The organism is Sutcliffiella halmapala (assembly GCF_002019665.1).
GTDB classification, from domain to species: domain Bacteria; phylum Bacillota; class Bacilli; order Bacillales; family Bacillaceae_I; genus Sutcliffiella_A; species Sutcliffiella_A halmapala.
This window is the reverse complement of the sequence record NZ_KV917375.1, coordinates 2,664,977-2,689,750: the sequence shown is the minus strand read 5'-3', so window position 1 is coordinate 2,689,750 and position 24,774 is coordinate 2,664,977. Positions and strand designations below refer to the sequence as shown.

Annotated in this window: 30 protein-coding genes and 1 pseudogene; 28 read left to right on the top strand and 3 right to left on the bottom strand. The window is 34.5% G+C overall.

The features are described from left to right. Positions 1-603 precede the first annotated feature (603 nt). The 6 genes from sirA (at position 604) to BK580_RS13260 (ending at position 6,942) form a co-directional block, all read left to right on the top strand. The gene (gene sirA / locus BK580_RS13290; RefSeq protein ID WP_169864997.1) at positions 604-1,035 is read left to right on the top strand and encodes a sporulation inhibitor of replication protein SirA; all 432 of its coding nucleotides are present in this window, start codon (positions 604-606) and stop codon (positions 1,033-1,035) included. A 90-nt stretch (positions 1,036-1,125) separates the two neighbouring features. Beyond that, entirely contained in the window at positions 1,126-1,353 is a 228-nt protein-coding gene (locus BK580_RS13285) for a YneF family protein (protein WP_078380806.1), read from the top strand. Positions 1,354-2,436: 1,083 nt separating this feature from the next. Further along, positions 2,437-4,185, top strand: coding sequence for an ABC transporter transmembrane domain-containing protein (locus BK580_RS13275; RefSeq protein WP_078380804.1), 1,749 nt, complete (start codon positions 2,437-2,439; stop codon positions 4,183-4,185). 3 nt (positions 4,186-4,188) lie between these two features. Further along, entirely contained in the window at positions 4,189-5,982 is a 1,794-nt protein-coding gene (locus BK580_RS13270; RefSeq protein ID WP_078380803.1) for an ABC transporter ATP-binding protein, read from the top strand. Between the two features lie 126 nt (positions 5,983-6,108). Then, complete coding sequence (locus BK580_RS24160) at positions 6,109-6,453, top strand: DUF4306 domain-containing protein (protein ID WP_078380802.1); 345 nt, start codon at positions 6,109-6,111, stop codon at positions 6,451-6,453. A 24-nt stretch (positions 6,454-6,477) separates the two neighbouring features. Further along, positions 6,478-6,942: a GNAT family N-acetyltransferase gene (locus BK580_RS13260; RefSeq protein WP_328589048.1), complete on the top strand. Its 465-nt coding sequence runs from the start codon at positions 6,478-6,480 to the stop codon at positions 6,940-6,942. 68 nt (positions 6,943-7,010) lie between these two features. Here the strand turns inward: BK580_RS13260 and BK580_RS13255 are convergent, their stop codons facing one another. Next, entirely contained in the window at positions 7,011-7,172 is a 162-nt protein-coding gene (locus BK580_RS13255) for an aspartyl-phosphate phosphatase Spo0E family protein (protein ID WP_078380801.1), read from the bottom strand. A gap of 227 nt (positions 7,173-7,399) precedes the next feature. Between BK580_RS13255 and BK580_RS13250 the strand changes: the two genes are divergently transcribed. From BK580_RS13250 to BK580_RS13240, 3 genes are all read left to right on the top strand, one after another. Further along, a complete protein-coding gene (locus tag BK580_RS13250; RefSeq protein WP_078380800.1) occupies positions 7,400-8,110 on the top strand; it encodes a cytochrome c biogenesis CcdA family protein in 711 nt (236 codons plus the stop codon). A gap of 107 nt (positions 8,111-8,217) precedes the next feature. Continuing rightward, entirely contained in the window at positions 8,218-8,577 is a 360-nt protein-coding gene (locus tag BK580_RS13245) for a response regulator (protein WP_078380799.1), read from the top strand. A gap of 151 nt (positions 8,578-8,728) precedes the next feature. After that, entirely contained in the window at positions 8,729-9,214 is a 486-nt protein-coding gene (locus BK580_RS13240; protein ID WP_078380798.1) for a CcdC family protein, read from the top strand. Between the two features lie 14 nt (positions 9,215-9,228). Here BK580_RS13240 and BK580_RS13235 read toward each other — a convergent pair whose 3' ends face one another. Further along, complete coding sequence (locus BK580_RS13235; RefSeq protein WP_078380797.1) at positions 9,229-9,654, bottom strand: DUF2621 domain-containing protein; 426 nt, start codon at positions 9,652-9,654, stop codon at positions 9,229-9,231. Between the two features lie 127 nt (positions 9,655-9,781). Here BK580_RS13235 and BK580_RS13230 point away from each other — a divergent pair, with 127 nt between their 5' ends. The 5 genes from BK580_RS13230 to BK580_RS13210 all read left to right on the top strand — a co-directional run bounded on the left by BK580_RS13230 (position 9,782) and on the right by BK580_RS13210 (position 14,746). Continuing rightward, positions 9,782-10,573 carry an ATP-binding protein gene (locus tag BK580_RS13230; RefSeq protein WP_078380796.1) on the top strand — a complete coding sequence of 264 codons (792 nt, stop codon included), beginning with the start codon at positions 9,782-9,784 and terminating at the stop codon, positions 10,571-10,573. A gap of 343 nt (positions 10,574-10,916) precedes the next feature. After that, on the top strand, positions 10,917-11,852 hold the full coding sequence (locus BK580_RS13225; protein ID WP_078380795.1) for an AAA family ATPase: 936 nt from the start codon (positions 10,917-10,919) through the stop codon (positions 11,850-11,852). 2 nt (positions 11,853-11,854) lie between these two features. Next, the gene (locus tag BK580_RS13220) at positions 11,855-13,027 is read left to right on the top strand and encodes a DUF58 domain-containing protein (protein ID WP_078380794.1); all 1,173 of its coding nucleotides are present in this window, start codon (positions 11,855-11,857) and stop codon (positions 13,025-13,027) included. Continuing rightward, on the top strand, positions 13,020-14,219 hold the full coding sequence (locus tag BK580_RS13215) for a hypothetical protein (protein ID WP_078380793.1): 1,200 nt from the start codon (positions 13,020-13,022) through the stop codon (positions 14,217-14,219). The genes BK580_RS13220 and BK580_RS13215 overlap by 8 nt, the downstream gene beginning before the upstream one ends. A gap of 62 nt (positions 14,220-14,281) precedes the next feature. After that, on the top strand, positions 14,282-14,746 hold the full coding sequence (locus BK580_RS13210; RefSeq protein WP_235864047.1) for a DMP19 family protein: 465 nt from the start codon (positions 14,282-14,284) through the stop codon (positions 14,744-14,746). Positions 14,747-14,784: 38 nt separating this feature from the next. Here BK580_RS13210 and BK580_RS13205 read toward each other — a convergent pair whose 3' ends face one another. Next, a complete protein-coding gene (locus tag BK580_RS13205) occupies positions 14,785-15,573 on the bottom strand; it encodes a Nif3-like dinuclear metal center hexameric protein (RefSeq protein WP_078380792.1) in 789 nt (262 codons plus the stop codon). A 361-nt stretch (positions 15,574-15,934) separates the two neighbouring features. On the opposite strand from BK580_RS13205, the gene proC reads away from it, so the two are divergent. The 14 genes and pseudogenes from proC to BK580_RS23355 all read left to right on the top strand — a co-directional run bounded on the left by proC (position 15,935) and on the right by BK580_RS23355 (position 24,245). Continuing rightward, positions 15,935-16,777, top strand: a complete 843-nt coding sequence (gene proC, locus BK580_RS13200) for a pyrroline-5-carboxylate reductase (protein WP_078380791.1) — start codon at positions 15,935-15,937, stop codon at positions 16,775-16,777. A 186-nt stretch (positions 16,778-16,963) separates the two neighbouring features. Continuing rightward, entirely contained in the window at positions 16,964-17,473 is a 510-nt protein-coding gene (locus BK580_RS13195) for a hypothetical protein (protein ID WP_078380790.1), read from the top strand. A 118-nt stretch (positions 17,474-17,591) separates the two neighbouring features. Beyond that, complete coding sequence (locus BK580_RS13190; protein WP_078380789.1) at positions 17,592-18,059, top strand: SAM-dependent methyltransferase; 468 nt, start codon at positions 17,592-17,594, stop codon at positions 18,057-18,059. Between the two features lie 37 nt (positions 18,060-18,096). Next, on the top strand, positions 18,097-18,585 hold the full coding sequence (locus tag BK580_RS13185; protein ID WP_078380788.1) for a tetratricopeptide repeat protein: 489 nt from the start codon (positions 18,097-18,099) through the stop codon (positions 18,583-18,585). 104 nt (positions 18,586-18,689) lie between these two features. Then, positions 18,690-19,121 carry a hypothetical protein gene (locus BK580_RS13180; RefSeq protein WP_078380787.1) on the top strand — a complete coding sequence of 144 codons (432 nt, stop codon included), beginning with the start codon at positions 18,690-18,692 and terminating at the stop codon, positions 19,119-19,121. 197 nt (positions 19,122-19,318) lie between these two features. Beyond that, positions 19,319-19,750 (top strand): hypothetical protein, encoded by a 432-nt coding sequence (locus tag BK580_RS13175; protein ID WP_078380786.1) that lies wholly within the window; start codon positions 19,319-19,321, stop codon positions 19,748-19,750. Positions 19,751-19,774: 24 nt separating this feature from the next. After that, positions 19,775-19,882, top strand: a pseudogene (locus BK580_RS23360) (nucleotidyltransferase domain-containing protein); the annotation flags it as partial. Between the two features lie 70 nt (positions 19,883-19,952). Then, positions 19,953-20,114, top strand: coding sequence for a hypothetical protein (locus tag BK580_RS23635; protein WP_169864991.1), 162 nt, complete (start codon positions 19,953-19,955; stop codon positions 20,112-20,114). Between the two features lie 498 nt (positions 20,115-20,612). Next, a complete protein-coding gene (locus tag BK580_RS13165) occupies positions 20,613-21,116 on the top strand; it encodes a GNAT family N-acetyltransferase (RefSeq protein ID WP_078380784.1) in 504 nt (167 codons plus the stop codon). A gap of 175 nt (positions 21,117-21,291) precedes the next feature. Further along, entirely contained in the window at positions 21,292-22,209 is a 918-nt protein-coding gene (locus tag BK580_RS13160) for an aminoglycoside phosphotransferase family protein (RefSeq protein WP_078380783.1), read from the top strand. Positions 22,210-22,323: 114 nt separating this feature from the next. Then, complete coding sequence (locus BK580_RS13155; protein WP_078380782.1) at positions 22,324-22,803, top strand: NUDIX hydrolase; 480 nt, start codon at positions 22,324-22,326, stop codon at positions 22,801-22,803. A 62-nt stretch (positions 22,804-22,865) separates the two neighbouring features. Further along, complete coding sequence (locus BK580_RS13150; RefSeq protein WP_078380781.1) at positions 22,866-23,327, top strand: VanZ family protein; 462 nt, start codon at positions 22,866-22,868, stop codon at positions 23,325-23,327. Between the two features lie 114 nt (positions 23,328-23,441). Continuing rightward, positions 23,442-23,831, top strand: coding sequence for a VOC family protein (locus BK580_RS13145; protein WP_078380780.1), 390 nt, complete (start codon positions 23,442-23,444; stop codon positions 23,829-23,831). 228 nt (positions 23,832-24,059) lie between these two features. Further along, the gene (locus tag BK580_RS23355; RefSeq protein WP_139364895.1) at positions 24,060-24,245 is read left to right on the top strand and encodes a hypothetical protein; all 186 of its coding nucleotides are present in this window, start codon (positions 24,060-24,062) and stop codon (positions 24,243-24,245) included. Positions 24,246-24,774 lie beyond the last annotated feature (529 nt).

Genomic DNA, 24,774 nt, shown 5'->3' with positions numbered 1-24,774 from the left:
GGAAAATGAAAATAGAGGTAACGATCAAAGTCTAATCGTGCCCTCAAATTGGGGAAAGTGAAAATAGAGGTAACGATCAAGGTCTAATCGTGCCCTCAAATTGGGGAAAATGAAAATAGAGGTAACGATCAAGGTCTAATCGTGCCCTCAAATTGGGGAAAGTGAAAATAGAGGTAACGATCAAGGTCTAATCGTGCCCTCAAATTGGGGAAAGTGAAAATAGAGGTAACGATCAAGGTCTAATCGTGCCCTCAAATTGGGGAAAGTAGAAATAGAGGTAACGATCAAGGGCTAATTGTGCCCTCAAATTGGGGAAAATGAAAATAGAGGTAACGATCAAGGGTTCCACATACCCTCAAAGTCCCCAAAGAAAAAAGAGAGTAACAATCATCCCACCATTCTTTTTATCACACAAGTTTTCTTACTAAAAGAAAGAACTTCCAATTGACCGCGTCATCTCTAAGGCTGCACTCCCTAAAAGCAAATTATTTATCCTATTCGACAATTTTCAACAAAGAAAGTTATTGACTGCTACATCAACAGACAAAACTTTCTTCTATCATTCTTTATAATAATAGAAAGAGGATGATAGGAGGGTTCCGTTTGCGTCAATACATGATATATCTCATAGAGGAAGAAATTGCAAAGCATTACTCAGGGAATGAAGTAAAACTATTTCAGCTATTTAATCAGTATGAACAAGAGGATCGTCTTCAAAATGTTGTGAAACAACAAGTCGATTACATCACGATACCAATCCCAACCTTTCCTCTGCAGCAAGTATTAGAAAACACCCTAAAAAGTATAGATGGTTATAAACGAAATTCTTATCAACATAAAATAGAGAAAGTAGATTCTGTCGCTAAATTGTCCATCTTTGAAAAATGTTTGAAGCTAACTTCTACGGGATCATTTGAAGCGGAAGCGATATTTTTTGAAATAATAAGAAAGCAAGCACCGTATTTTTTGGCTATTGATACAAAATCGGAGCGGTTTGGCTGGCTACAACCAATAAAACAGAGGAAATTTGTCTAATAGATAGAGAAAATTGTCAGGAAATGTTGTATAATAGCATTTGGTTTAGTACACTACATTGGTAGACATAGTTTTGAGGAGGAAAGTAAGATGGTGTTAAGCACTTGGATTTGGATTCTGATTGTAGTTCTAGCGTTAATTGCTGGAGTTGCACTAGGATTTTTCATCGCTCGTAAGTATATGATGACTTACCTGAAGAAAAACCCACCGATTAATGAGCAAATGCTTCGCGTGATGATGATGCAAATGGGAATGAAACCATCCCAAAAGAAAATCAACCAAATGATGAAAGCAATGAATAACCAACAAGTGAAATAGACGATAGAGCACTCAATATAGCTCTAAGGTTCATCAAAGGTTTGATTAGTCACAAGATACCTAAAGTTAAGGAGAAGAGGGTGAAAACTGAATCCTTCTTCTTAATTTTATGATATATTTGGTGAATCTTTCTAAATTTTAGTAAAGCCACTTTTTCTGCTGAAAAATAAAGCAGGAGAGGTGGCTTTTTTATATTGTTAGAGGATGTAATGGAAGATTATTACTATCATTGTATAGCTAAAGGATATAAAAGAAAACCCATGATTAACAAGCGTTAAGAAGGTAAGTAGTTAATAACATTCCTGAAAGAAAAACGTGCTATAACCGAATTAGAAAGTGTAGGGTCAATGGAAAAGGGGGTAAGGAGCGTGGACAAAATAAACTTCCTTACAATGCTTTAGATGAATCAGTAAGACGTTCTAGAGTTACATAAAACATTAAAAAGATTTTCACATTAGTTTGTGGGTTCTTCTTTATTTCCAAACTAAAATTCTATAACCAGTAAAAGCACTTATCCTTCTACGAAAATGGAGTTGTGATGAGTACTGTTATTGTTTGAGTGGATTGTCTTACTTTCCATTTACCAATTCAAGAATATTCTGTATAATATACCTTATGCAAATATAGAAAGGTGTTGTTTATATGGAAATTCATTGTGGTAATTGTCGTGAAGAGTTGGATAATGAAGATATTATAATTATGAATTGGATTAATACTTTGACTCATTTTACTTGTTATGAGCAAGATACGGATTTGATTAAGGATATTGGGAGTTATGGAGTGATTAAGAATAAGTATCCGTTTTATACTGATAGTTTGAAGTAGTTGGGTTAGATAGGGTTGTGGATAAAAATAAGACCGCCAGATGGGAATGTTGGTGGTCTTATTTATGTTTATAGGAAGAAATTTTGTTTAATTTGGAGTGTGAGTTTTTTTTCCGTTTGAGCATTTATTTCTGAGACAAAAATATCGTATTTATTAGTGTCGAAAATTAAAATTAAACTGAAAAAATCTTCCTAACTATTAGAATTTTTGCTAAACTATTTAAGTTGAATATAGATAGAAAATATCGGGGGAAAATCTATGAGCATTTTTAAGGACTTGTGGTGGTTTTTTAAACAAGAAAAGAGATCTTACCTACCAGGAGTTTTCCTACTTGCATTAGTAGCTTTTTTGGAATTAATTCCACCAAGAATAGTGGGGCTTACAGTAGACTACATTGCAGAAGGCAACTTAACTAGCGATTTAATTTGGAAGTTGATGCTGATTCTTTTAGGGACAGCAATTATCGTATATATTCTTCGTTATCTATGGAGAATCATGATATTTGGTCCTTCGGTTCGACTAGCAAGATTATTGCGCAATAATTTATATGAGCACTTTACGAAAATGTCTCCTAGCTTTTATCAGAGACGTCGAGTAGGTGATTTGATGGCGCACTCAACGAATGACCTGCAAGCCATTCAACAGACGGCTGGAGTGGGTGTGTTAACGTTAGTGGACTCCCTGATGACCGGTGGATTTGTCTTAATAGCAATGGCAACAATGATTAGTTGGAAGCTTACTCTAATCTGTCTCATTCCATTACCGATTATGGCGCTTGCAACGAACTTTTATGGATCACTATTACACAAAACCTTTCACAAAGCGCAGGCAGCTTTTTCATCCTTAAACGACAAGGTGCAAGAAAGCGTAAATGGCGTTAAGGTTATTAAAACTTTCGGGCAAGAAAAAGAAGAAATTAACGAGTTTGAAAAGCAGGCGGAAGATGTGGTGAAAAAGAATGTCACGGTTGCTAGAATAGACTCTTTATTTGATCCAACGATTGGGTTGATCATAGGAATCTCTTTCTTTTTAGCATTAGCTTTTGGTTCTCATTATGTATTACAAGGTGAACTTACAATTGGCGAACTGATATCGTTCACGACATACTTAGGGCTACTAATTTGGCCGATGCTTGCCTTTGGATGGCTCTTTAATATTGTGGAGCGTGGGCGCGCATCTTATGACAGGGTTTCAGCTCTATTAAAGGAGGAAGTGGATATTAAGGATGTCGACTCCCCGAAAAAAGAAGTACCTACAGGAGATATTATTTATAATGTCGATACCTTCACTTATCCAACGGAAGATGAAGCATTGCTAAAAGATATTAAATTTGAATTAAGACAAGGAGAGACACTTGGAGTTGTAGGAAAAACGGGAAGTGGCAAAACGACTCTCTTAAAAATATTACTACGAGAATTCGATGGTATACAAGGGAATATAACAATTGGGTCGCGCTCCATTCATCAGTATTCACTAGATGCATTACGAAAAGCAATTGGGTATGTACCACAGGATCATTTCTTATTCTCTGCTACCATTGCAGATAATATAGCCTTTGCCGTTCCAGATGCGTCGTTTGAAGATATTATAAACGCTGCGAGATTAGCGAATATTCACGATGATATTATCGGTTTTACCGATGGCTATCAAACGATGGTAGGGGAACGTGGTGTTTCATTATCAGGTGGCCAGAAACAGCGCCTGTCTATTGCCCGTGCCTTACTAATGAATCCAGAAGTACTAATACTGGATGATTCTCTCTCAGCAGTGGATGCAAAAACAGAAGAGAGTATCCTGCTTGCATTAAAGGAAAACCGTCAAGGGAAAACCACCATCATTACCTCACATCGCTTGAGTGCGATTGGGCACGCCCATCTTATTCTTGTTTTGGATAATGGAAATGTCGTTCAAAAAGGTACACATGATGAACTGATGGAGGAAGATGGCTGGTATCGTGACATGTATCACCGTCAGCAATTAGAATCCCTTGTGGAGCATGGGGGCTAAACGATGAATAATCAAACATTAACTGCAAAAGACCAAAGACAAGTATTAAAAAGACTATTGTCCTATGCCAAGCCGCATACGAAGCAAATTATTTTTGCTTTTTCACTTCTAGTGCTTGCGACGATAGGAGAAATCGCCGGACCATACATTATTAAAATTTTTATCGATGATTATTTAACCCCACAAGTGATGGAAAGAGGACCTATAATTATGTTGGCTTCACTCTACTTAGGCATACTTGTGTTGAAGGTTATCATTACTTATTTTCAGCTACTTATGTTCCAGAAAATTTCATTAAAAATAATTCAAGAACTTCGAATCGATATATTTTCCAAGGTACAGAGTCTCGGACTTAAGTTTTTTGACAAAACCCCTGGTGGAAGTATCGTATCACGTGTTACGAATGATACAGAAGCGATTAAAGATATGTTTGTAAGTGTTATCTCCACCTTTGTTCAAAATGGTGTATTCTTAGTTGGAATATTCATAGCGATGTTCTTGTTAAATGTAAAACTAGCATTGTTCTGTCTTCTAATTATCCCCATTATATTTGCGATTATGGCAACTTATCGTCATTTTAGTTCTCGGTTCTATGCGGATATGAGGGAGAGACTTAGCCAGCTTAACGCGAAGCTAAATGAGTCATTACAAGGAATGTCAATCATTCAAGTGTTTCGTCAAGAGCGGAGATTACGGAAAGAATTCGCTGATATTAATGAAGCACATTACCAAGCAGGTGTGAAAAATATCAAACTAGACGGACTATTACTTCGTCCAGCGATAGATTTTGTTTATGTGTTGTCACTCATATTAGTTCTAAGTTATTTTGGAATTTCCTCTATTGGCAATGTCATTGAAATTGGAGTACTATACGCATTTGTAAATTACCTAGGTAGATTCTTTGAGCCAGTTAATCAAATGATGATGAGGCTTTCCATGTACCAGCAAGCGATAGTATCTGCTTCAAGGGTGTTTACTTTATTGGATGAGAAAGAGCTTGCACCAACAGCATCAACTGAAGGAAGTAAGCCTGTCATTACGGAGGGGGAAATCGAATTTCGGAATGTTACATTCTCCTATGATGGCAAAAGAGATGTCTTGAAAGATGTTACGTTTAAAGCAAAACCTGGAGAAACGATTGCGTTAGTTGGGCATACCGGAAGTGGAAAAAGCTCCATTATTAACCTTTTAATGCGATTTTATCAAATTGAAAAAGGAGAAATTCTAATAGATGGAGTATCTTTGAAAAGATTTGAGGACGTGGAGCTTCGAAAAAGAATGGGGTTAGTTTTGCAAGACCCGTTCCTTTTCTATGGAACTATCAATCACAATATTCGTTTACATGATCCGAGTATCACGGATCAAGAAATTATCGATGCTGCAGAATTCGTCCAAGCAGATACCTTTATTCGAAAACTACCAGATCAATATAAACAGCTAGTTGTTGAAAGGGGAGCAACTTTCTCTAGTGGACAAAGGCAATTAGTTGCGTTTGCAAGAACTATTGCGACGAAACCAAAAATACTAGTCCTAGATGAAGCAACAGCTAATATTGATACCGAAACTGAAGAGGCAATTCAAACTGCACTTGAAAAAATGAGGAAAGGTCGAACCACCATTGCTATTGCCCATCGCCTTTCTACTATTCAAGATGCAGAGCAAATACTCGTTCTTCATCAAGGAGAAATTGTCGAACGAGGGACGCATCAGCAACTTTTAAATCTGGAAGGCTTGTATTATAAGATGTATCTTTTACAAAATGGCCAGCCGGATAAAGTGGAGGATGCTGTGTTGTAATAGGATAAAACAGCTATAAGTGAAAAGACATGGAAATCACTAAATGAATTACCATGTCTTTTATTTTGTGTGTTAATTAATACGGAAAGTAAACCTTCTAATTGTTTAGTTCGTTTTAGTTAGTAGATGGAAGAATCAGCTAGTAAAGGGGATGTTTTTTTGAAATGGCTTGTAGTATTTTTATTAAGTCTATTTGTATTTAATTATTATTTCTTCTTTGCTTCGTGGACGGGAAGTTATCTTCCTTATGATAGAAACTGGGAAGAGTACACCATTTTCACTCCTGTAGATATAAATGATCCTAGGCAAATATATGAAATCGATAAATTCGTATACTCGTACATGATTGAACCTCGCCCTGTAATAATAAGTATAGTTTCATTTATTGTGCTATGTGTGAGTAGTTTAGTTTTAATTAGAAAATTAATAAGGTACATAAAAGAAAAAAACAAAATAGAGATTATTGGATAGTAAACTGGGAAAATGAAGGTGTGAATGTTGATTAAACAATTGGATATTACAAATTCTGCAATAGCGAAAAAAATACTTAAGCTTCAGACAGCTTCCTATTTGGTGGAAGCACAAATTATTGATTTTTATGAGATTCCTCCACTTAAAGATACCGTGCAATCATTACAAGAATGTGGTGAGACGTTTCTCGGATATTACCTTAATGGTGAGATATGCGGAGCCATTTCCTATAAAGTAGAAAAAGAAATAGTGGATATACATCGATTAATGGTGCATCCAGAGCACTTTAAAAAGGGAATTGCCGAAACGTTGCTGAAAACGATGGAAAATAACCAAAATAGTATAGATACGATTATTGTATCGACCGGATCTAAAAATGTACCAGCTAAAAAGTTCTATCAAAAACACGGTTTTCAGGTAACAGGTGAAAAAATAGTGCTAGCTAACCTGTCATTAACTTCTTTTATGAAGAGAATCAAAAAAAGTTAGTGAGAAGGAAAAAGAACCATTGTTCAAGGCAATGGTTCTTTCTGTATCCATATGTAACTTAATTTATATTATTTCGGTACAATTAAATGGTTATACTTATTTAATAATGTATCTAATTCTTGACTGATTTGTAACGTCTTAGAAGAAGACATTCCATATTTTGCAACAATATCTATTAACTCAGTTCGCTTTTTCTCTATTAGTTGTAAGATTTCCTGTTTAGTAGCCAATGTTGAGTTTCCTTTCTTCTTCCAATTCCTAATAACATTATACAAGAATCTGGTAGGGAATTCAAAGAATATTTTCAAGTTAATGGTACTATAATGATTGTCAAGAAATTGAAATAGTAGTAGGTAAGATTGTCATGGTTTCGTCATAGAATGTTAAGAAGAGATGGTTTGATTTCCTCTTATTTCTGGTACTATTATAGATATTACTGTGTAGGAGAAGTGATAGTGTGGATGCAGATTTAACTTTATTGTTAGCGTTTGGTGCAGGTATTTTATCCTTTATTTCACCTTGTACGCTTCCTATTTATCCAGCTTTTTTATCATACATAACTGGAGTTTCAGTAGGAGAGTTGAAAGAAGAAAAAGGAATGATGAGAAGAAAAAGTATCTTACATACATTGTTTTTCTTAATTGGTTTTTCGATAATTTTTATTGCTTTAGGTTTTGGTACTTCATTTATTGGAGAGTTTTTTAGTAAATATCAAGAATTAATACGTCAAGTTGGAGCTATTTTAATCTTGTTTTTTGGTTTTGTTATTCTAGGTGTCTTTCAACCAAAGTTCCTTATGCAGGACAAGAAATTTTCCTTTAAAAATAAACCTGCAGGCTATCTTGGGACTGTCTTAATCGGAATGGCTTTTGCAGCTGGGTGGACACCTTGTACAGGCCCTATATTATTTTCAGTAATGGCATTGGCAGCGAGCAACCCTACTTCAGGTGTCGTGTATATGACTGCCTATGTACTGGGATTTGGAATTCCATTTTTCGTATTATCCTTCTTTATTGATAAGCTATCTTGGATTAAACGAAACCACGCTCTCATTATGAAAATTGGAGGGTACGCCATGATCGTAATGGGGATTCTCTTGTTCTTTGACTGGATGACAAAAATTATTGCATGGTTTTCCCTACTAACAGGTGGATTCCAAGGTTTTTAATGATTTAGCCACTGTTTTAGTTGCTTCCTCTACATAAAAAGGGTAAAGTAAAATTGGGAATAAAGGAAAATAAAAACTTTTTTGTAGGACAAAAGGAGGATTTCTGTGTGGCTAATGTTTTAGTGGTGGATGATGCAAAATTTATGAGACTAACAATTAGGAACATTCTAACAAAAGCCAACCACACTGTTGTCGGGGAAGCGGAGAACGGGAAAGAAGCAGTCTCTCTCTATCGTGACTATCAGCCTGATCTCGTGACAATGGATATTACCATGCCAGAAATGAACGGAATTGATGCGGTTAACGAAATCCTCAGGGAATTTCCTAAAGCAAAGATAATCATGTGCTCTGCTATGGGCCAACAGCGATTAATTGTGGAAGCAATCGAAGCTGGAGCGAAGGATTTCATTGTGAAACCGTTCGATGAAAGTAGAGTAATAGAAGCCGTAAAAAGAGTATTAGGATAAAAGAATGATAAACTACCATTTGTAGCTCTTTATAAATGGTAGTTTATTCATTTATTTATGGCTTTTTAAATAATATATTCACTTTTATTATTTCGTTTTTTCGGTATAATAGTAAAAGGAAATAAGTTGTGAAAATAGAGGATGATTTCTTGTGCAAACAGTTCTATCGACGATTTTGGCAGTATGTATGGCGCTTCTTGTCATTTTTATAAGAATGAAGGCTGCAAAAAAACCTTCATCCGTAAAAAAAATAATTTTGCCACCAATTTTTATGAGTACCGGAGCTCTTATGTTCCTGTTTCCAGAATTTCGTGTTTCTTCCATTCAAATTATTGAAGCACTAACTGTGGGAGCGATTTTTTCGATTTTCTTAATAAAAACATCTAAATTTGAAGTGAAAGATTCGGACATCTACTTAAAACGTTCAAAGGCATTTGTCTTTATTTTATTGGGATTATTGGCTATTCGAATTGTGTTGAAGCTAGTATTAAGCACGACAATTGATATTGGTGAACTAACAGGAATGTTCTGGTTACTCGCATTTGGTATGATTGTTCCGTGGAGAATTGCAATGTATCTAAAGTATAAGAAGCTAGAGAGTGGAGGACTTCCATCCACAATAAAAACCACGGTTTAAAACCGTGGTTTTTATTAAAATAAATGTTGATATGGGGTTTGATCAATGTTTAGGTTTTCTAATGTTTTGATAAGGAATTTGTGATCACGCTTGGGGGTTGCTAGTATATAACCTCTTATCACATGTTCTTTTGTGATTTTAGGTGCTTTTTCTTTAAATGCAAGTTCCCCGATTTTACCAGCAATCTTTTGTCTAGCGATATCTCGAAATAGTTCTGGTACAGGCGACACTAGCTCCTCCAATAACATTTTTAAATCTTCAGGCCAAAGGTGACGTGTTTCTTTCAAATAATAATCTTGCCAATCTAATTCAGACATTCCATCTGCTTTTGGCAGTCGCTTTAAAAATTTTCGAAACATAAAAAATCCACCAATGGCAAGCAATCCAACCATTGTTACAACCCAAAATAAAATTAACCATAAAAACCATCCGGTTAACATGTTCTTTCCCTCCGAACTCGTTAACATTCTTGTATTATTATACCCGAAACTATTATAATTGCACTAGTAAAACAATGATACTAATTAAATTAATATAGAAACAACAGTTTTATCGGAGGTGTGTCCATTGAAAAAAATAGGAGCTGTAATAGGCAATATGGGCAAAACAGAAATCTTGTCTACTAGAGTATGCCCAAAGTGTAACAGAGAAGTCAAAAGAGTCCGTATGCAAATCATTGGTGGCGAAAATAAAGGTAAATGGCAAGAATATGAAAACGAATGTGATTGTCGTTTAGCCCAAGAAACCATGGAAGCAGAAAAACTGAGAAGACATAAATATTTTGAGCAGTTCTGTATCGTACCCAAAGAGCTTGAAAAGGCAACATTAGAAAACTTCAAAGTAGATTACAGCAGTCAAGGGGAAGCATTAGCCAACGCGATGGATTTCTTTGACCAGTTCACCGGTAAAGAAAATCTATATTTCTACGGTCGTACCGGAAGAGGAAAAACTCATTTAGCTGTAGGGCTATACAAATACTTTAAACAAAATAACATTACTGCTATGTTTTTTGATGTTCCCAAGCTGATGGAGACGATTGTCGCTTCATGGGAAAATGATTCGGGGTATTCCGAGAGCAAATTTATGAAGGCGATAGCAGAGGTAGACGTGCTTATTTTAGATGATCTTGGAGTAGAGCGCATTAGTGAATGGGTGGACCAAACCATTTATTCAATTTTGAATCAACGCCAAGGGAAAAGTATCGTTTTCACCTCCAACATTCACCCAGGTGATTTAACGAAACGTTACGGAGAAAGAATTGCCGATCGCATTAAGAATAAGATGAGTCAAAATCAATTGATTTCGATCGTGACTCCAGAAAGTTACCGTACCAAAGATTTGACGATGTTTAAGGATTAGTAAGGGTTGGGGATGATGAGACGTTTCTTCAAGTTCACATGGGAATGAACTTGGAGTAACGTCTTTTTTTGTGATTTTTTATAAAAATGATCAAAAATATCTGACACATCCTGAATTTTATCTAACACTTCCCCGAATTCATCTGGCCTAACATTATTTACTACCTTAATCTACCTAATAATAAGGTAAAGTAAATTTTGATTGCTATGTTTCTATCAACAAAATAGAAGAAGGAATCTGCTGAAAATAACGGTTCCTTCTTTTTTTACAATTTATTTCTATTTTTGCAATATTATTAATGATAAAATAATTATAAATAGATAGATAAAAGGGTGGTTAAACAATGAAAATGGTAAAACAACTAAAAAGTGAAATGGCCAATGTAGTAATCGGGAAAAACGATGTAGTGGAGCTTATGTTTAATGCGTTAATTAATAAAGGACATGTATTACTTGAAAGTGTACCTGGCACTGGGAAAACCTTATTAGCAAAGAGCTTTGCTAAGACGTTGGATGCAGACTTTAAGCGGATTCAATTTACGCCAGACGTATTGCCGAGTGATGTAACCGGCATTCAGTTTTTCAATCCAAAGGAGCAGAATTTTGAGCTGCGACCAGGTCCAATCATGACGAATGTTTTACTAGCTGATGAAATAAATCGCGCTACACCCAGAACACAGTCGAGCTTGCTAGAGGTAATGGAAGAACGACAAGTGACGATAGATGGGGTTACATTACCGATTCCTGGTCCATTTATGGTAGTAGCCACGCAAAATCCTATTGAGTCTCAACAAGGAACATTTCCGTTGCCGGAAGCACAAATGGATCGGTTCTTCATTCAAGTCGATATGGGCTATCCTACGTTAGAAGAAGAGAAGCAGATAATGAATAGTTACCGAGTAGAAGATCCAATTCAGCAACTTTCTTCCCTGTTTACGAAAGAAGAGATTCTAGAGTTTCAAAATGAAGTGAAGAATATAAAGGTTTCTTCTATCGTGCAAGATTATATATTGGACATTGTACATACTACGCGAAACCATGAGGAAATCGAGCTTGGTGTAAGCCCTCGTGGAACATTAGCGCTAATGAGAGCTGCTCAAGGAAACGCATTTATTAATGGAAAAGAGTTTGTGCTTCCAGAGGATGTAAAGAAAATGGCACCATATGTCCTTAGCCATCGCATTGTATTGACAATGGAAGGGTCTTTAAAGAAGACCAATAAGCAAATTATCGATGATGTGCTTTCTCGTGTAACGGTACCGGTGGAGGCGACATTATAGGAATGAATAACTGGAATCAGCAAATAGATAATTTAAGTTATCATAAATACTTAAGAGCGGCTACCTTCATGCTACTCTTTGCTGGATTTTTAAGCGGCAACACGATTTTCTTTTTTATCGCAAGCTTATACATGTTCTATTTTCTTGCCAGCTATTTTTATCTGGCATATGTGGGGAAGAAGCTAAAATTCACTATTGTGGAAGGTCAAATGAAGCTGTTTCCTAGAGATGAGGGGAAATTCACGATAAAAATAGAGCAGCATTCTCGTTTGCCAATTTTCTTTGGAAACATACATTTAGCGGTAGATAAAAATATTAAGTTTCCAATTGGGGAAGAACAGAGCAGATTAAATGTTTTGAAGATACCGTTTTCCTTGTTTGGAAAAAGTGAACTATTAATAGATGTGCCATTTATAGTTGTACAACGAGGAGTAGCAAAAATTCACCGAGTGGATATCGAAATCAGTCATTTTATGGACTTTGGTAAAGTTTATTTACAAAAAAATGATGTGACAAAATTTGAGGCGATTGTATATTCCGACCAAAGACTTGTTTCAGGATTAGAAAGGATTATTCCACGAAGTCAAGGTAGTTACCCGACAAAAACCTCCCTTTTTGAAGATATGTCCACGATTGTAGGCACGAGAAATTATCAGAATGGTGATCCATTTAATAAAGTACATTGGAAAGCTACTGCACGTATGGCGAAGCTACAAACTAAGATGTTTGAACGAACTTCTCAATTTTCATGGTTGATTGTCCTAGATATTCGTTCTGGGGAACTGGAAGAAAAAATAAAAGCGATTACGTTTCTATTACATCATGCAACCACTTATAGTATTCCTTTTTCTCTTTTAATAAATATTAAAAAAGTTGGAAAGCCATCTTACTTTGAATTGCCATATGGTGAAGGGAAAAAGCATTTGCAAGTTGCCTTAACCTTTTTAGCCAGACTTCAAACAAATAATGTAGCAATTGGAATGAAGACCTTTGAGCGTATTACGTATCAGCATGCCTTAACGGCACCTTATGTCATTATTTGTGCCGATAGAGATAGAGTGAGTGATTGGAAGCTGCCTTCCTCAACCAATGCGTATAGGCTGTTTATGGAGGAACAACATTCTATATTGAGACAATGGAGTTATTCCACACAGCAGGAGGTGCTTCATGGCTAATCGCTGGAAAAATAGTCTCTCTATATTGATGGAATTAAATATCATTTACTTTTTTCTTGTGCTTATCTACATGGATGGTGGAATTCTCCCATCTATCCCAGGAGTGTTGTTAGCTTATGCGAGTACTATTGCCACCTTTATTTACTTAGCTTCAAGACTATCTACCACCTATGTGTCTATTATGCTAGTTGCACCTGTAATAGCTATTGTACCTTATCTCTTTTCATACAACCTCGTAGTTTCCTTGTTAATCGGATTGTTTCTTAGCTTTAGGGGGTTTATGTATTTTATTGAGGAAAGACCTATTTCTACGTTTGCTATATTAATGCATTCCTTCTTTTGGATGTCAGTTATCTATGTTGGTGGAGTAGCAGTAGATTATCCTTTTAGCAACGTCTTATTAGGCTTATTTGCTTTGCAGCTTGTGTTTGTTCTTGTACTGTATAGTGGCGAAACATTTTTTGCATTAAGTGGTAACCGTCCGATCCAGAAACGAGTCCTGATTACAACCACTGGAGTGTTTGCTGCTATCGTTGCGACGGCTTTGTTCTTTTCGACAGTAGGAAAATGGGTAATTGCAGGAGCCTTTTCGTTTTTTGGAAGTGCGATAGCTTTTATAACAGGTTTAATAGCAACACCAATCATGTATTTATTAGGCTTACATGATTGGAAACCGAAAGCAAATCAAACTGTGGGAGATAACACAGTCATTTTCGAAGGGGAAGAGGAAGGGATACCAGAAGCTATATTGGAACAGGGAAATAGTAACCCATTCTTAGCGTCAATTCTGATTCTCGTGTTTGTCGTCATTCTTTACATGCTACTAAAAAGGACAAAGGTAAAAAAGGATGAAGAAATAGAGACAAACGAAGTTTCTTTCGCCTCCAAGATGACTAGAAAAAGTGAAAAGTTCGGATTTTCAAGGGAAAATCAAAAACCACCTGAAGACCAGGTAAGAAGATTGATGTTTGATTTAGAAAAGCTTATGGCTAAGAAAAAAAGAGGTAGACTCTCCTATGAAACCTTAGAAGACTGGTTAAAAAAAGAGACCTTCCTGAATCAAGAATTTATGCAGTTATATGCAAAAGTTAGATATGGAGATATAAAATTATCTCCTGAGGAAATCGCACAGTGTAAAGTAATGACACAAGAACTTCGTAAAACATTAAAAGAATTGCAAAGGGTGGAGTGAGATTTTAATAGAGTGTGAAATTTTTCTATAATGGCTATTATTAATTAACTGGAGGAAAAGCGTTGAAGCCTAAAATGTACAGAAGCACACTAATGAATCCTGACGACATTTGGAATGCAGTAATTGACGTGTTAGTAAGTGAGAATAAAGAAAATACAGTTTTTCAGGAAGCGAGTACGGTTTATCAATACTATTCCGAGCTAGAAAGTGGGGGGCATGAGAGCTTACTCAATTGGCAATCCGAATATATCGAAGACATCGGAATTACCACTTATTTAAAAGAACTAATAAGCATACTTGAGAAAATTGGTGCTCATGAATATGCTAATATTGTAAAAAAGTATGGTCTGAAAATGTGGGAAATATTTATGGCTTTAGAAAATGATCAGGTAGATGAAAATGAATTTTTATCTATTATCGAAAAAGCAAATAACGATTATGCAAATCTTAACGGAAAACTAGAAGAGTTCTTAGCGTCATATTTTGTAAACATCTATACCGAACTGATTGAAGTAGTTGAAGATTGATACAAAGATCATTGTGTATGGAGAAGGTAAGGGAACTACTATGTGTAGTTTCCCTTACATTTAAAACTCAGTGATTTAATTTCAACGTGTTCCTCTCGAAGCTCCATAATTTCTATATCATTATTGAATTCTTGTATTCTTTTAGCTAAACTCTCCACCCCGTAAATTTCTGTAAAAGTATGACTTCCCACTAAAAGATTGATTCCAACAAACTGGGCATATTGTATCGTATACAATGTTGCTTCACCCGTTATATATGTATCACAGCCTGCTTCCAATGCAAATTTAATATGATTGGTTGAATGTCCGGCACCAGTTAATACTCCAACTTTTTTTACTCCTTTATTATTATTTTTCCATGCTCTTACAGGCTCATTTAATTTCGTGCGCATTCTATCTACCAGTATAGGGAAATCTACAGTTTCATTGAACTCACCGATTCCAGGTGTCTCACCATTCGTGAAGCGTGAATATTGTTTAATCGTATCGATTTCGAGAACTTTCATTAAGGAAGTGCAGGTTCCGAATTCAATAAAATCTAATGGACTGTGTATCCAAAAATGGCTAATAGAATGTTCTTTTAGTTTCTTTATACAATCATCTCTTAGGCCATAAATAAAATCCCAAGCATCATGGTGAGTAATCATTAAGTCTATTTTATTTTTTATGGCAATATCAATAGTTTCCAGAGAAAGATTAGTAGAATAGCCTACTCTTGAAATGGAGTTATTAGTTTTATTTGTAAAGCCATGCTCATCCTCAAATGCATCTAAAAACTCTTTTTTAAATAGTTTTATTATCGACTCTTCAAATTTTTTTAAGTCCATTGAACATCCTCCTGATACTTGTTCTTCTAAAATAGGTTTTACATAGTTTAACATAATAATTTAACAATATTGGGAAATTTATTTTATAATCCATCTAATCGATTTCGATGAATGTAGATTTTACAGGAAAGAAGGAGTATGTTTTTGTAAATCAGCACTTCTTATATTCACTCATATTTAACTGTTATTCAGGATTATTAAGGCTCTACTGTAAATAAGAGTAGTATCTTACCAATGGTAGCGTTTACACTCACTATCTGGTCCTTATACAAAGTAATGGGGAAAACCCCCTTGATACTTTTTTTCTGCGTGTTACTATAAATGCGTTATATAAATGGACGGATTAGATAGGAGAGATACAATGTTAGGTGAAAAAAAGATTGGTTTTATTGGTGCAGGATCGATGGCAGAGGCAATGGTTTCAGGAATTGTGGCAAGTAAAATCGTACCAGTTGAAAATGTAATGGTGAGCAATCGCTCTAATATAATTCGATTGAATGAACTTGTAAATAAATACGGTGTTGTCGGTGTCCCAAAAGAAAACTTAAATATTGAAGAGTTAGACATTATTGTACTTGCAATGAAACCGAAAGATATCGACCAAGCCCTTACTTTTTTAAAAAATAAAATAAATCCAACACAGTTAATACTATCTGTCTTAGCTGGAATTTCTACAGATTATATAGAAGCCGGCTTGCATCTTAATCAACCGGTTATTCGAGTTATGCCAAACACTTCGAGTATGATTGGAGAATCAGCAACAGCGATCTCTATAGGAGCTTCTGTTAATGGGAATCATGTAGTGGATGCAAAAGAAATTTTAAACACAATTGGGACAGTCTACACGATTAATGAAGAGCAAATGGATGTATTTACTGGTGTTGCCGGAAGCGGCCCAGCTTATTTTTATTACCTAATGGAACACATGGAAAAAACAGCGAATGAAGCAGGACTAGATGAAGAGGTTACTCGAGATGTTGTGGCGCAAACCATCCTAGGAGCTGCGAAAATGCTACTTAATAACCATGAAGAACCAGAAAGCTTACGCAGAAAAGTAACCTCACCTAACGGGACCACAGCTGCTGGCCTTGAAGCATTAAGAAAAAATGGCGGAGGTAAGGCGATTTCTGCCGCCATCAAAGGTGCTGCACGTCGTTCTAAGGAAATTAGTAAAGAGAATTCTAGAATTAAGGTAGTAAGCTAACGAGCAATTAAAGAATTTAATTAGTGAACCTGATCATCTGATTTTTAAGAGATCGGGTTCTTTTTTTTGGATTTTTAAAATGTAAACCTAAAATGGCTGAAATAAGTCGAACTTTGCAGACCTTATAGAGGAATATAATGGGAAAATGTCGAATTAAAGGACATAAAAGAAAAGGGGATAGTTAAAATGAATAGTTCAATAGGAAAATTGATTCAAGTAATCGGCTTCGTTGTTATGGGGCTTGGTTTTATCACAGCACTTATTACACTTGAAAACACAACAAGTCTATGGTTAGCAGCTAGTCAGTTTTTTACACTCTCTATATACGGGATACTTTTGATTGGCTTTGCAGAGATCCTCCGCTTACTAACAGGAATACATAACAAAATAAATCCGTTAACCGAAGATCCAGCTACAGAGGCATCTAGTAGCAACCATTTACCAGATGAGGGGAAAGGGGAAGTTAAGGAAGTGCCTATATTAGCAGAAGCTGAAATAAGGGATTTTTATACTAAGCAAAATATAGAGGTTCTTCACATTAATCCTACTCCATTTGAAGATTATTACATTGTGAATGTACGTGGAGATCATGCTCTTATAGAATTAGGAGGATTTTCACCAATAGAATACGACAGTAATAAATGGCCGAACAAAATAACTATGTGGTATTCGAATAATATTGCTGAATTTAAATAAATTTATATTGGTACAAAGATAAGAATTTCTTATCATTTCAATAAACGAAAAGTGAATTTTGTTATCAAGTTCTCCAAGTTATACTTAAAGAAAACATCTTAAAATTTTGGAGGAGCGAATGATAATGTTTTCTATTAAACCAATAGCACACGCCTATAATGAAAGAAAAGAAATGACTGATGACAATTGGGGTAAGGTGGAAACAAAAATTGTTTTAGTACAAGATATTTCGGAGGATTCATTAGCTGGAATTGAATCCTTTTCCCATTTAGAAGTCATTTTTTATTTTCATCGAGTTAAAAAAGAAAAAATAGTAACGGAAGCAAGGCATCCAAGAAATAATAAAAATCTCCCGATAGTTGGGATATTTGCACAACGTGGGAAAAATCGACCTAATCAGTTAGGTTTAAGCACTGTTAGACTACTTAGAAGAGAGGGTAGGGACTTGTATGTATTGGGACTCGATTGTATCGATGAAACACCTATTATCGATATCAAACCTGTAATGAAGGAGTTCTTGCCACAGGGATCGATTGTACAACCAACATGGACAAATGATGTAATGAAGAATTATTGGAATAAGTAGCAATTAGATCATCGAATTTTAATTGGGGGGAGAAAATGTGCAAACAGAAATAGAAAGAGCCATCAAGCTAAGAAAAGAAGGGAAGCATCAGGAGTCAAATAACTTATTTTTAAGATTAGTAATGGAATATCCAGAAGACGCAATGATTAACTACCAATGCGCTTGGAGCTTTGATCTGCTAGGTGAGGAGTTAGAGGCAGTTCCTTATTATGAGAAGGCCATTGATTTAGGACTGACTGGTAAGGAGTTAGAAGGGGCTTATTTAGGGCTGGGCAGTACATATCGAACACTAGGAGAATATGAAAAATCCCAAAAAGTGTTCCTTGCTGGAATAGAATTATTCCCAACTAACAGAGCACTCCGCGTTTTCTACTCGATGACTCTGTACAATTTAAAGGAACATAGCAGTGCAATGGAAACACTATTAAAAAGCCTAATCGAAACAACTACTGATAAAAACATATTAGATTACGAGAAAGCTATCCACTTTTATTCTAATAAGCTAGATGATGTATGGAGAAAATGAAATGGGAAAAAACAATAGAAAACAACTTTGAAAAGTATGTTGACCCACAACTATTTGTTAATGAAAGCACCAGTTAATGTGTAAGTTTTTAAGGAGGAAGAAAATTGCTTTATGTAGCAAGAACTCAAAGAGGAGTTCTAGGATTTTACTTAGGGATAACATTATTACCTATAATAATAAATAACTTTTCCAATGGTATTTTCGTTCGAATTTTATTTATACTGCTAATTCTTTTAGCTTATCTAATCCAATTTAAGCTTAAGATAGAAGACGGTTTTATTACCTATCAAATATTACTTTTGACAATATCTATCTACCAAAAGAAGGTATCTCCTAATCAGATTATCGAAATGAAGTTTAAACGTGTTGGATGGTTTAAGAAAGGTGCTATTATACAAATCAAAAAAGGCTTTAATATGCGCGTGGTGAATTTTTCTCCTGATGATGTATTGGAAGAGTTAATAAAGTTCGCTAACGCAAATGATATATTAATTACTAAAAATGAAGGATATATGGCGCTAGAAAAAACAAAGTGAAGTTAAGCGAGAATGTTATTGGAATTTTTCCCCTTTATGCCCGGTAAAATACAACTAAGAACAGAAAGCAACTCAACTACTCATTTCATAGAATGATTGCAACAACGTTCAACTAAGTATTGGCTCGGATTGTGTTTCTATCTCATCCAGGAAGGGCAGGAACCTGCCAATTGGATTAGTACAGAAGGAGGTAAAAAATGATATTTAGAAAACTAGTAACTTCAATATTGACCTGTGGCTTAGTTATGCTAATTTTCTTTTTCATAGAAAGGACAGCGTTTATTATTTTTATTGGGATGTACTTACTTCCTATCCTCTTACTTTACGGAGTACCTGTTTCTATATTGTCCGATTTTACTACAAAAAGATTAAAAGGGGTTATTAGAGCAATTTTGGCATTATTCATTCACTTATTCTTCGCCACGATGTTTTATTTAATACCTATATACTTAGGGTGGGAGGAAAGTATTTCATTTTCTGATTTAAAGACTTTTTTAGTGAATTTCATTTTTATGCTTTGCATTTTAGCTTCTAGTCTTTTTTGGTGTATTGATGAAATATTCAGAAGTACTAGAGTAAAAGACAGATGTAGTTTAATTTTAAATAAAATAGGTGATTTGAGGATTTAAGTAGCACAGGAGTTTACTAATAAACATTTTCTAACTTGTTAAGGCGCACTATTGGCTGGGAGTGTAGTACGGGGAGAAGTAACAGAAACATCGGACCTTGAAATCGTGATTTTTGATAAAGAACTTAGTTCCTATTTATAGAGATCTCAGAAACAAATATGTGCAAAAATGGATTTCTGCTAGCATTTAAGGAGGAAGCTTTTTGACCGTTTTCCATTATATAGCCGCCAATCGTGATATTTTAACAGGAGTTTTCCCTGAAAAAACTAACTTAGTTCCAATATCAGATATATCAGGCATTAAAATAAAAGGTTTGGAATTCAAAAAAACTAAGGTGAATAATATAAGCAGCAATCTGATTTAAACGAACAGAATGTGATAGTTTATGAAAACAAGGAAGAATTTTTTTCGAGTATTGGAGTCTCAGAATTAGAGGATAATGATGAGATAAAAAGTAGATTTATAAATCCATTTGTATATTATCTGTATTGTTCTAATGACAGAAAGAGTTATGAAAACTTATTCTATTATATAGATCAGTTTCTATTAGAAAATGAAAAAATCGAATTATACACATGTTTTGCGGAAGATAAGTTTAAACAAAAAGATGATTCTTTAGATATCATCATAAATTTTAGAACAAATCATTATACTAATCATTTAGGTACATTTAAGTTAAATGAAAAGCGTCTACATGAAGATTTAAGTGAACGTTTTATGTTTAGGGAAAGACAGTATGTTGTTGTGATAAAATGATAGACATCCTTTATAAGGAATTAGAGAATCGGAGTAGCTGCCAATACGCATATAAACCTATTTAAAATACTTAATCGACTTACAATTTTAGATAGGAGCTAAAATAATGAAAGAAATGATTACGGAAAGATTACGTTTAATCCCATTAAATGCCGAAAATCTGAAATTACTAATTGATAATCAAAAAGAATTGGAGCGTAGATTATCATTAAAGGAATCAGCTACATCTCTGAGTACAGAAATTAAACAAGCGATGAAAATAAGACTTTCAAGATTGCTAGAAGATGAGGAAAACTTTATTTGGTATACCAATTGGATAATCATATTACAAAATGCAAACTGTATTGTTGGTGGAGTAATGGTAAAAGGTATTCCAAATAGTGATGGAGAAGTAGTAATTGGATACTATACACTACCTGAACATCAAGGCAATGGCTATATGACGGAAGCTATTTTAAATCTGAAAAATTGGTTGTTAAGTCAAAGTAATGTTAGATATGTTATCGCAGATACTGATAGGAATAATATTCCATCCCATAAAGTACTGAAAAAAGCTAGCGCAGAAATGTATAAAGAAACGGATGAGTTATTATTCTGGAGGTTTACTTGAATTTATCCTTTGATTTAAAATTAGCGGCTTAATAATGTAATAGATAACTAGTAAAAAGGTGCTGACATAAAGTCGGAATAATTGACTTACATAGCTCCTTTTTTCTTATAATTGACAGACATTTATTTATGTAGTATTTTGTATCTTCTGATTAATTGATGGGGGATGATAGAATTTGAATGTTAAGGTCATAGACATCTTAGAAAATATACCTAGCCTCAAGGGATATTCATCTGTTGAGAAAATTGATGAAGGTTACTCCGCAGATAACAAATATATAGTGAATGTTAGATTGAATAGGTATTTACTACGTCTATCTGACAAGAGGTTTAAAGATAAGAGAAAACTAGAATTTTTATTACTGCAAGATTTAGAAAAACAAGGTGTTCAAACGAATAAAGCAATAGAACACATATTTTTAGAGAAAGCGTCTTTATCTGTTATGGTGCTGAGCTACATAGATGGAATCCCTGCTAATGAGGTGATTTCTGTACTTCCTGATGAAACCCAATATGAAATAGGAATAGTTGCTGGACAACAATTAAGAAAAATTCACGCAGTAAATGCCCCTCAAGATTTTAATTGGGAAGTTACTCAAAAGAAGAAGTTTAGCTATTATTTAAGTGAGTATAGAAAGGGTAGTTTTAAGCTTAAAAACGAGGATGAAATCATTCGTTTTATTGAAGGTAATCTGTCCCAGCTAAAGCATAGACCATCTACTTTACTTCATGATGACTTTCATCTTGGGCATATAATACTTCATAATAATGCTTACAATGGATTCATTGATTTGAACGGATATGACTTTGGGGACCCTTATCACGATTTTTATAACCTATCTTTGTTTAGTAGGAGGGTTAGTGTTCCTTATTGTATTGGCCAGATTAAAAGTTATTTTCCAAACAATCAACCTGATCATACATTTTGGAGATTATATGCTCTGTATGCTGCCATGAACCTTTTTTCAACTATTGTATGGACAAGAAAGTATGATGAACATTCATTTGATGATGCCTTGGAAAGAATAGATTTGATTTTACAAGATCATGATTACTTTAATTTTGATAAACCACTTTGGTATAAAACAGTCTAATAGTGAAATTCTTGGTGTTGCATTAAAACACATCATAGTCATACTAGAACAAAATATTTGTTAATTCATAGAGAAATACTTCTTTTATAAGTTGAATTTTAGGGGATGAACTATATGGATGTAGTATTTAAAACAGATAAAGCAATTTTTAATTATCGAGTAGCTGGAATTTGGATAGAAAAAGGACATGTTCTTTTACATAAGGTTGTTGATGATGATCATTGGTCACTTCCCGGCGGGAGAGTAGAAATTCAGGAAGAATCACAAGTAAGTTTAAAAAGGGAAATTCGTGAAGAGCTGGAAATTGATATAAATGTCGAAAGATTAGTTTGGATTGTAGAAAACTTCTTTGAGTATGATGGAAAGGATTTTCATGAGATAGGTTTTTATTTCATTATTTCATCAGATGAAGATCCACTTGTTTTTACCGAAAATCCTTTTTATGGGGTTGAGGGAAAGAGATTGGTTTTCAAGTGGACGCCAATCGAGGAACTGAGAAATGTAGCATTGTATCCAGAATTCTTAAGAACTGCTATAAATAATTTACCAATGCATACAGAACAGCTAGTAGTAAAGCAAAACCAAGAAGCCTAAAAATTAATAGTTATGTACTTGCTTTTCAAAAAAAATGCACAAGACGAACGTTGGGGGATTAGATGCACAAAGTTTTAAAGATATCTTTAGGAGTAAGTTTTTTAATTTATTTATTTGTTTTAACTATTTTTCTATTCTTGAGTTCAAGGGGATATTGGGTACATATGCCACTATTAGAATATATTCAACGCTCATCAAATTTTGTACCCTTTAAGACTATAAGTATATACGTTATGGCAATTATTGATGGGAGTATGAATATAGACATACCAATAAAAAATCTACTTGGCAATTTAATTTTGTTTTTTCCAATGGGTATTTATCTACCATTCTTAATAAGAAAAATGGACAATATCAAAGTTTTTATTATTTCTATTTCAATAGTTATACTTAGTGTTGAAGTACTACAATTAGTGACAAGAAGAGGAAGTTTTGATGTAGATGACTTCTTACTTAATATATCCGGCGCATTAATAGGATTTGGAATGTGGAAAATGAAAGTTGTTCAGAAGTTGCTCAAATAATACATATCTTTTATAAGTTCTTTCTATATTTGCATGAAAGTGATGAAATATAGAATTATCCGCAGTGATAATAGAAATTAATTAAGAACATTCAAACTAGTAGGAGGGAATTTAATGATTAATAAAATTGGTCAAATTATGTTGTACGTAAATAACCAAGATGAAGCAGTGAATTTTTGGACAGAAAAACTAGGGTTTAGTGTAATTTCTGATGAAAATAACGGCCAAGGAATGAGATGGATTGAAATAGCCCCAACAAAAGATGCTGAAACAAGCATTATCCTTCATAACAAGGAATTAATTGCGAAAATGGATTCTGGACTAAATCTCGGCACACCATCGTTAATGTTTTTCTCTGAAAATCTAGAAAAATTATTTAACGATCTATCAAGTAAAAATGTCACAGTCGGAGAAATTGTAAATATGCCTTCCGGTAGAGTTTTTAACTTTGCTGATAGTGAGAATAATTATTTTGCAGTCATGGAAAAAAGTAAACAACTTTAACTTTAAAATTAACAAAACACTTAGTTTGCCATAATCATATTATGAAAAGACAACACCTCGAACTTGTGAATAGTTTGAGGTGTTTTTAATAGAAATTTAATAGCTCTCTCTGAATAATACAAGTCAGGTATAACATAGTGTGTAATAAAGGGACTAGATTTAGTTTCCAATACCTAGTAGGTGAAGGTCTTTCATACAAGAAAAAGCATCCTTAAGGGGTTGGTTACTTTGAATAGAAATAAATATATGCCACTCATTGCTTTTTTAGGTATCATCTTACTCCTATATATCGTGGTGAGTGCTTTCCGATACATCAGGATATTCATCGTGTTTAGCTCAGGTCTTGGCCCATTCTTAATTGTATTTGGGATAATATTGCTTATTGTAGTACTGTTTATCAAAGGTTTTAAATAAAGAATTCCCAGCTATAAGAAGTCTTTTTAAGTATGCAGATAACGAAAAGAAAGAGGCTGGGACAAAAGAATATTTGATAAAGAAAAATACGAACTGATATGCGAAAATCTAAGTAGAGTTTTGCATTAGTTCGTATTTTTTTAGTTTTATTCTGTTTAAGTCTGATTTTTAGATAACCTAGCTGTTGATTGGAGCACAAGGCGAAGACTCCTGCGGGAGATAGCGTTTTGTGGAGACCCCACAGGCAAAGCCGAGGAGGCTCCACAAGCGCCCCGCGGAAAGCGAAGCCTAGTGCGGAAATCAACAGCGGTGTTTAACGGATCCTTTATATTAAGGTTAAATTGTTCGTAAATGAAGCTGGGAATTTAATTTATGTCCCAGCCTCTTTAGACTAACTCCAATTTCTTATGAATCATTTTAAACTTGTTTATTTTCATTTTTAAGCAATAATTTCAACATAGGTGGTGTTGCGATTTTACTTTTATAAGTGCTATACGAGCTGCAAATTTGTGTAAGTAAAAAAATATGT

Excerpts from the sequence above, each read along its gene's own strand:
- BK580_RS13285 (WP_078380806.1), top strand. The coding sequence starts at position 1,126 with ATGGTGTTAAGCACTTGGATTTGGATTCTGATTGTAGTTCTAGCGTTA.
- BK580_RS13275 (WP_078380804.1), top strand. The coding sequence starts at position 2,437 with ATGAGCATTTTTAAGGACTTGTGGTGGTTTTTTAAACAAGAAAAGAGA.
- BK580_RS13270 (WP_078380803.1), top strand. The coding sequence starts at position 4,189 with ATGAATAATCAAACATTAACTGCAAAAGACCAAAGACAAGTATTAAAA.
- BK580_RS24160 (WP_078380802.1), top strand. The coding sequence starts at position 6,109 with ATGGAAGAATCAGCTAGTAAAGGGGATGTTTTTTTGAAATGGCTTGTA.
- BK580_RS13260 (WP_328589048.1), top strand. The coding sequence starts at position 6,478 with ATGTTGATTAAACAATTGGATATTACAAATTCTGCAATAGCGAAAAAA.
- BK580_RS13235 (WP_078380797.1), bottom strand. The coding sequence starts at position 9,654 with ATGTTAACCGGATGGTTTTTATGGTTAATTTTATTTTGGGTTGTAACA.
- BK580_RS13225 (WP_078380795.1), top strand. The coding sequence starts at position 10,917 with ATGAAAATGGTAAAACAACTAAAAAGTGAAATGGCCAATGTAGTAATC.
- BK580_RS13220 (WP_078380794.1), top strand. The coding sequence starts at position 11,855 with ATGAATAACTGGAATCAGCAAATAGATAATTTAAGTTATCATAAATAC.
- BK580_RS13215 (WP_078380793.1), top strand. The coding sequence starts at position 13,020 with ATGGCTAATCGCTGGAAAAATAGTCTCTCTATATTGATGGAATTAAAT.
- BK580_RS13205 (WP_078380792.1), bottom strand. The coding sequence starts at position 15,573 with ATGGACTTAAAAAAATTTGAAGAGTCGATAATAAAACTATTTAAAAAA.
- proC (WP_078380791.1), top strand. The coding sequence starts at position 15,935 with ATGTTAGGTGAAAAAAAGATTGGTTTTATTGGTGCAGGATCGATGGCA.
- BK580_RS13195 (WP_078380790.1), top strand. The coding sequence starts at position 16,964 with ATGAATAGTTCAATAGGAAAATTGATTCAAGTAATCGGCTTCGTTGTT.
- BK580_RS13190 (WP_078380789.1), top strand. The coding sequence starts at position 17,592 with ATGATAATGTTTTCTATTAAACCAATAGCACACGCCTATAATGAAAGA.
- BK580_RS13175 (WP_078380786.1), top strand. The coding sequence starts at position 19,319 with ATGATATTTAGAAAACTAGTAACTTCAATATTGACCTGTGGCTTAGTT.
- BK580_RS13165 (WP_078380784.1), top strand. The coding sequence starts at position 20,613 with ATGAAAGAAATGATTACGGAAAGATTACGTTTAATCCCATTAAATGCC.
- BK580_RS13155 (WP_078380782.1), top strand. The coding sequence starts at position 22,324 with ATGGATGTAGTATTTAAAACAGATAAAGCAATTTTTAATTATCGAGTA.
- BK580_RS13150 (WP_078380781.1), top strand. The coding sequence starts at position 22,866 with ATGCACAAAGTTTTAAAGATATCTTTAGGAGTAAGTTTTTTAATTTAT.
- BK580_RS13145 (WP_078380780.1), top strand. The coding sequence starts at position 23,442 with ATGATTAATAAAATTGGTCAAATTATGTTGTACGTAAATAACCAAGAT.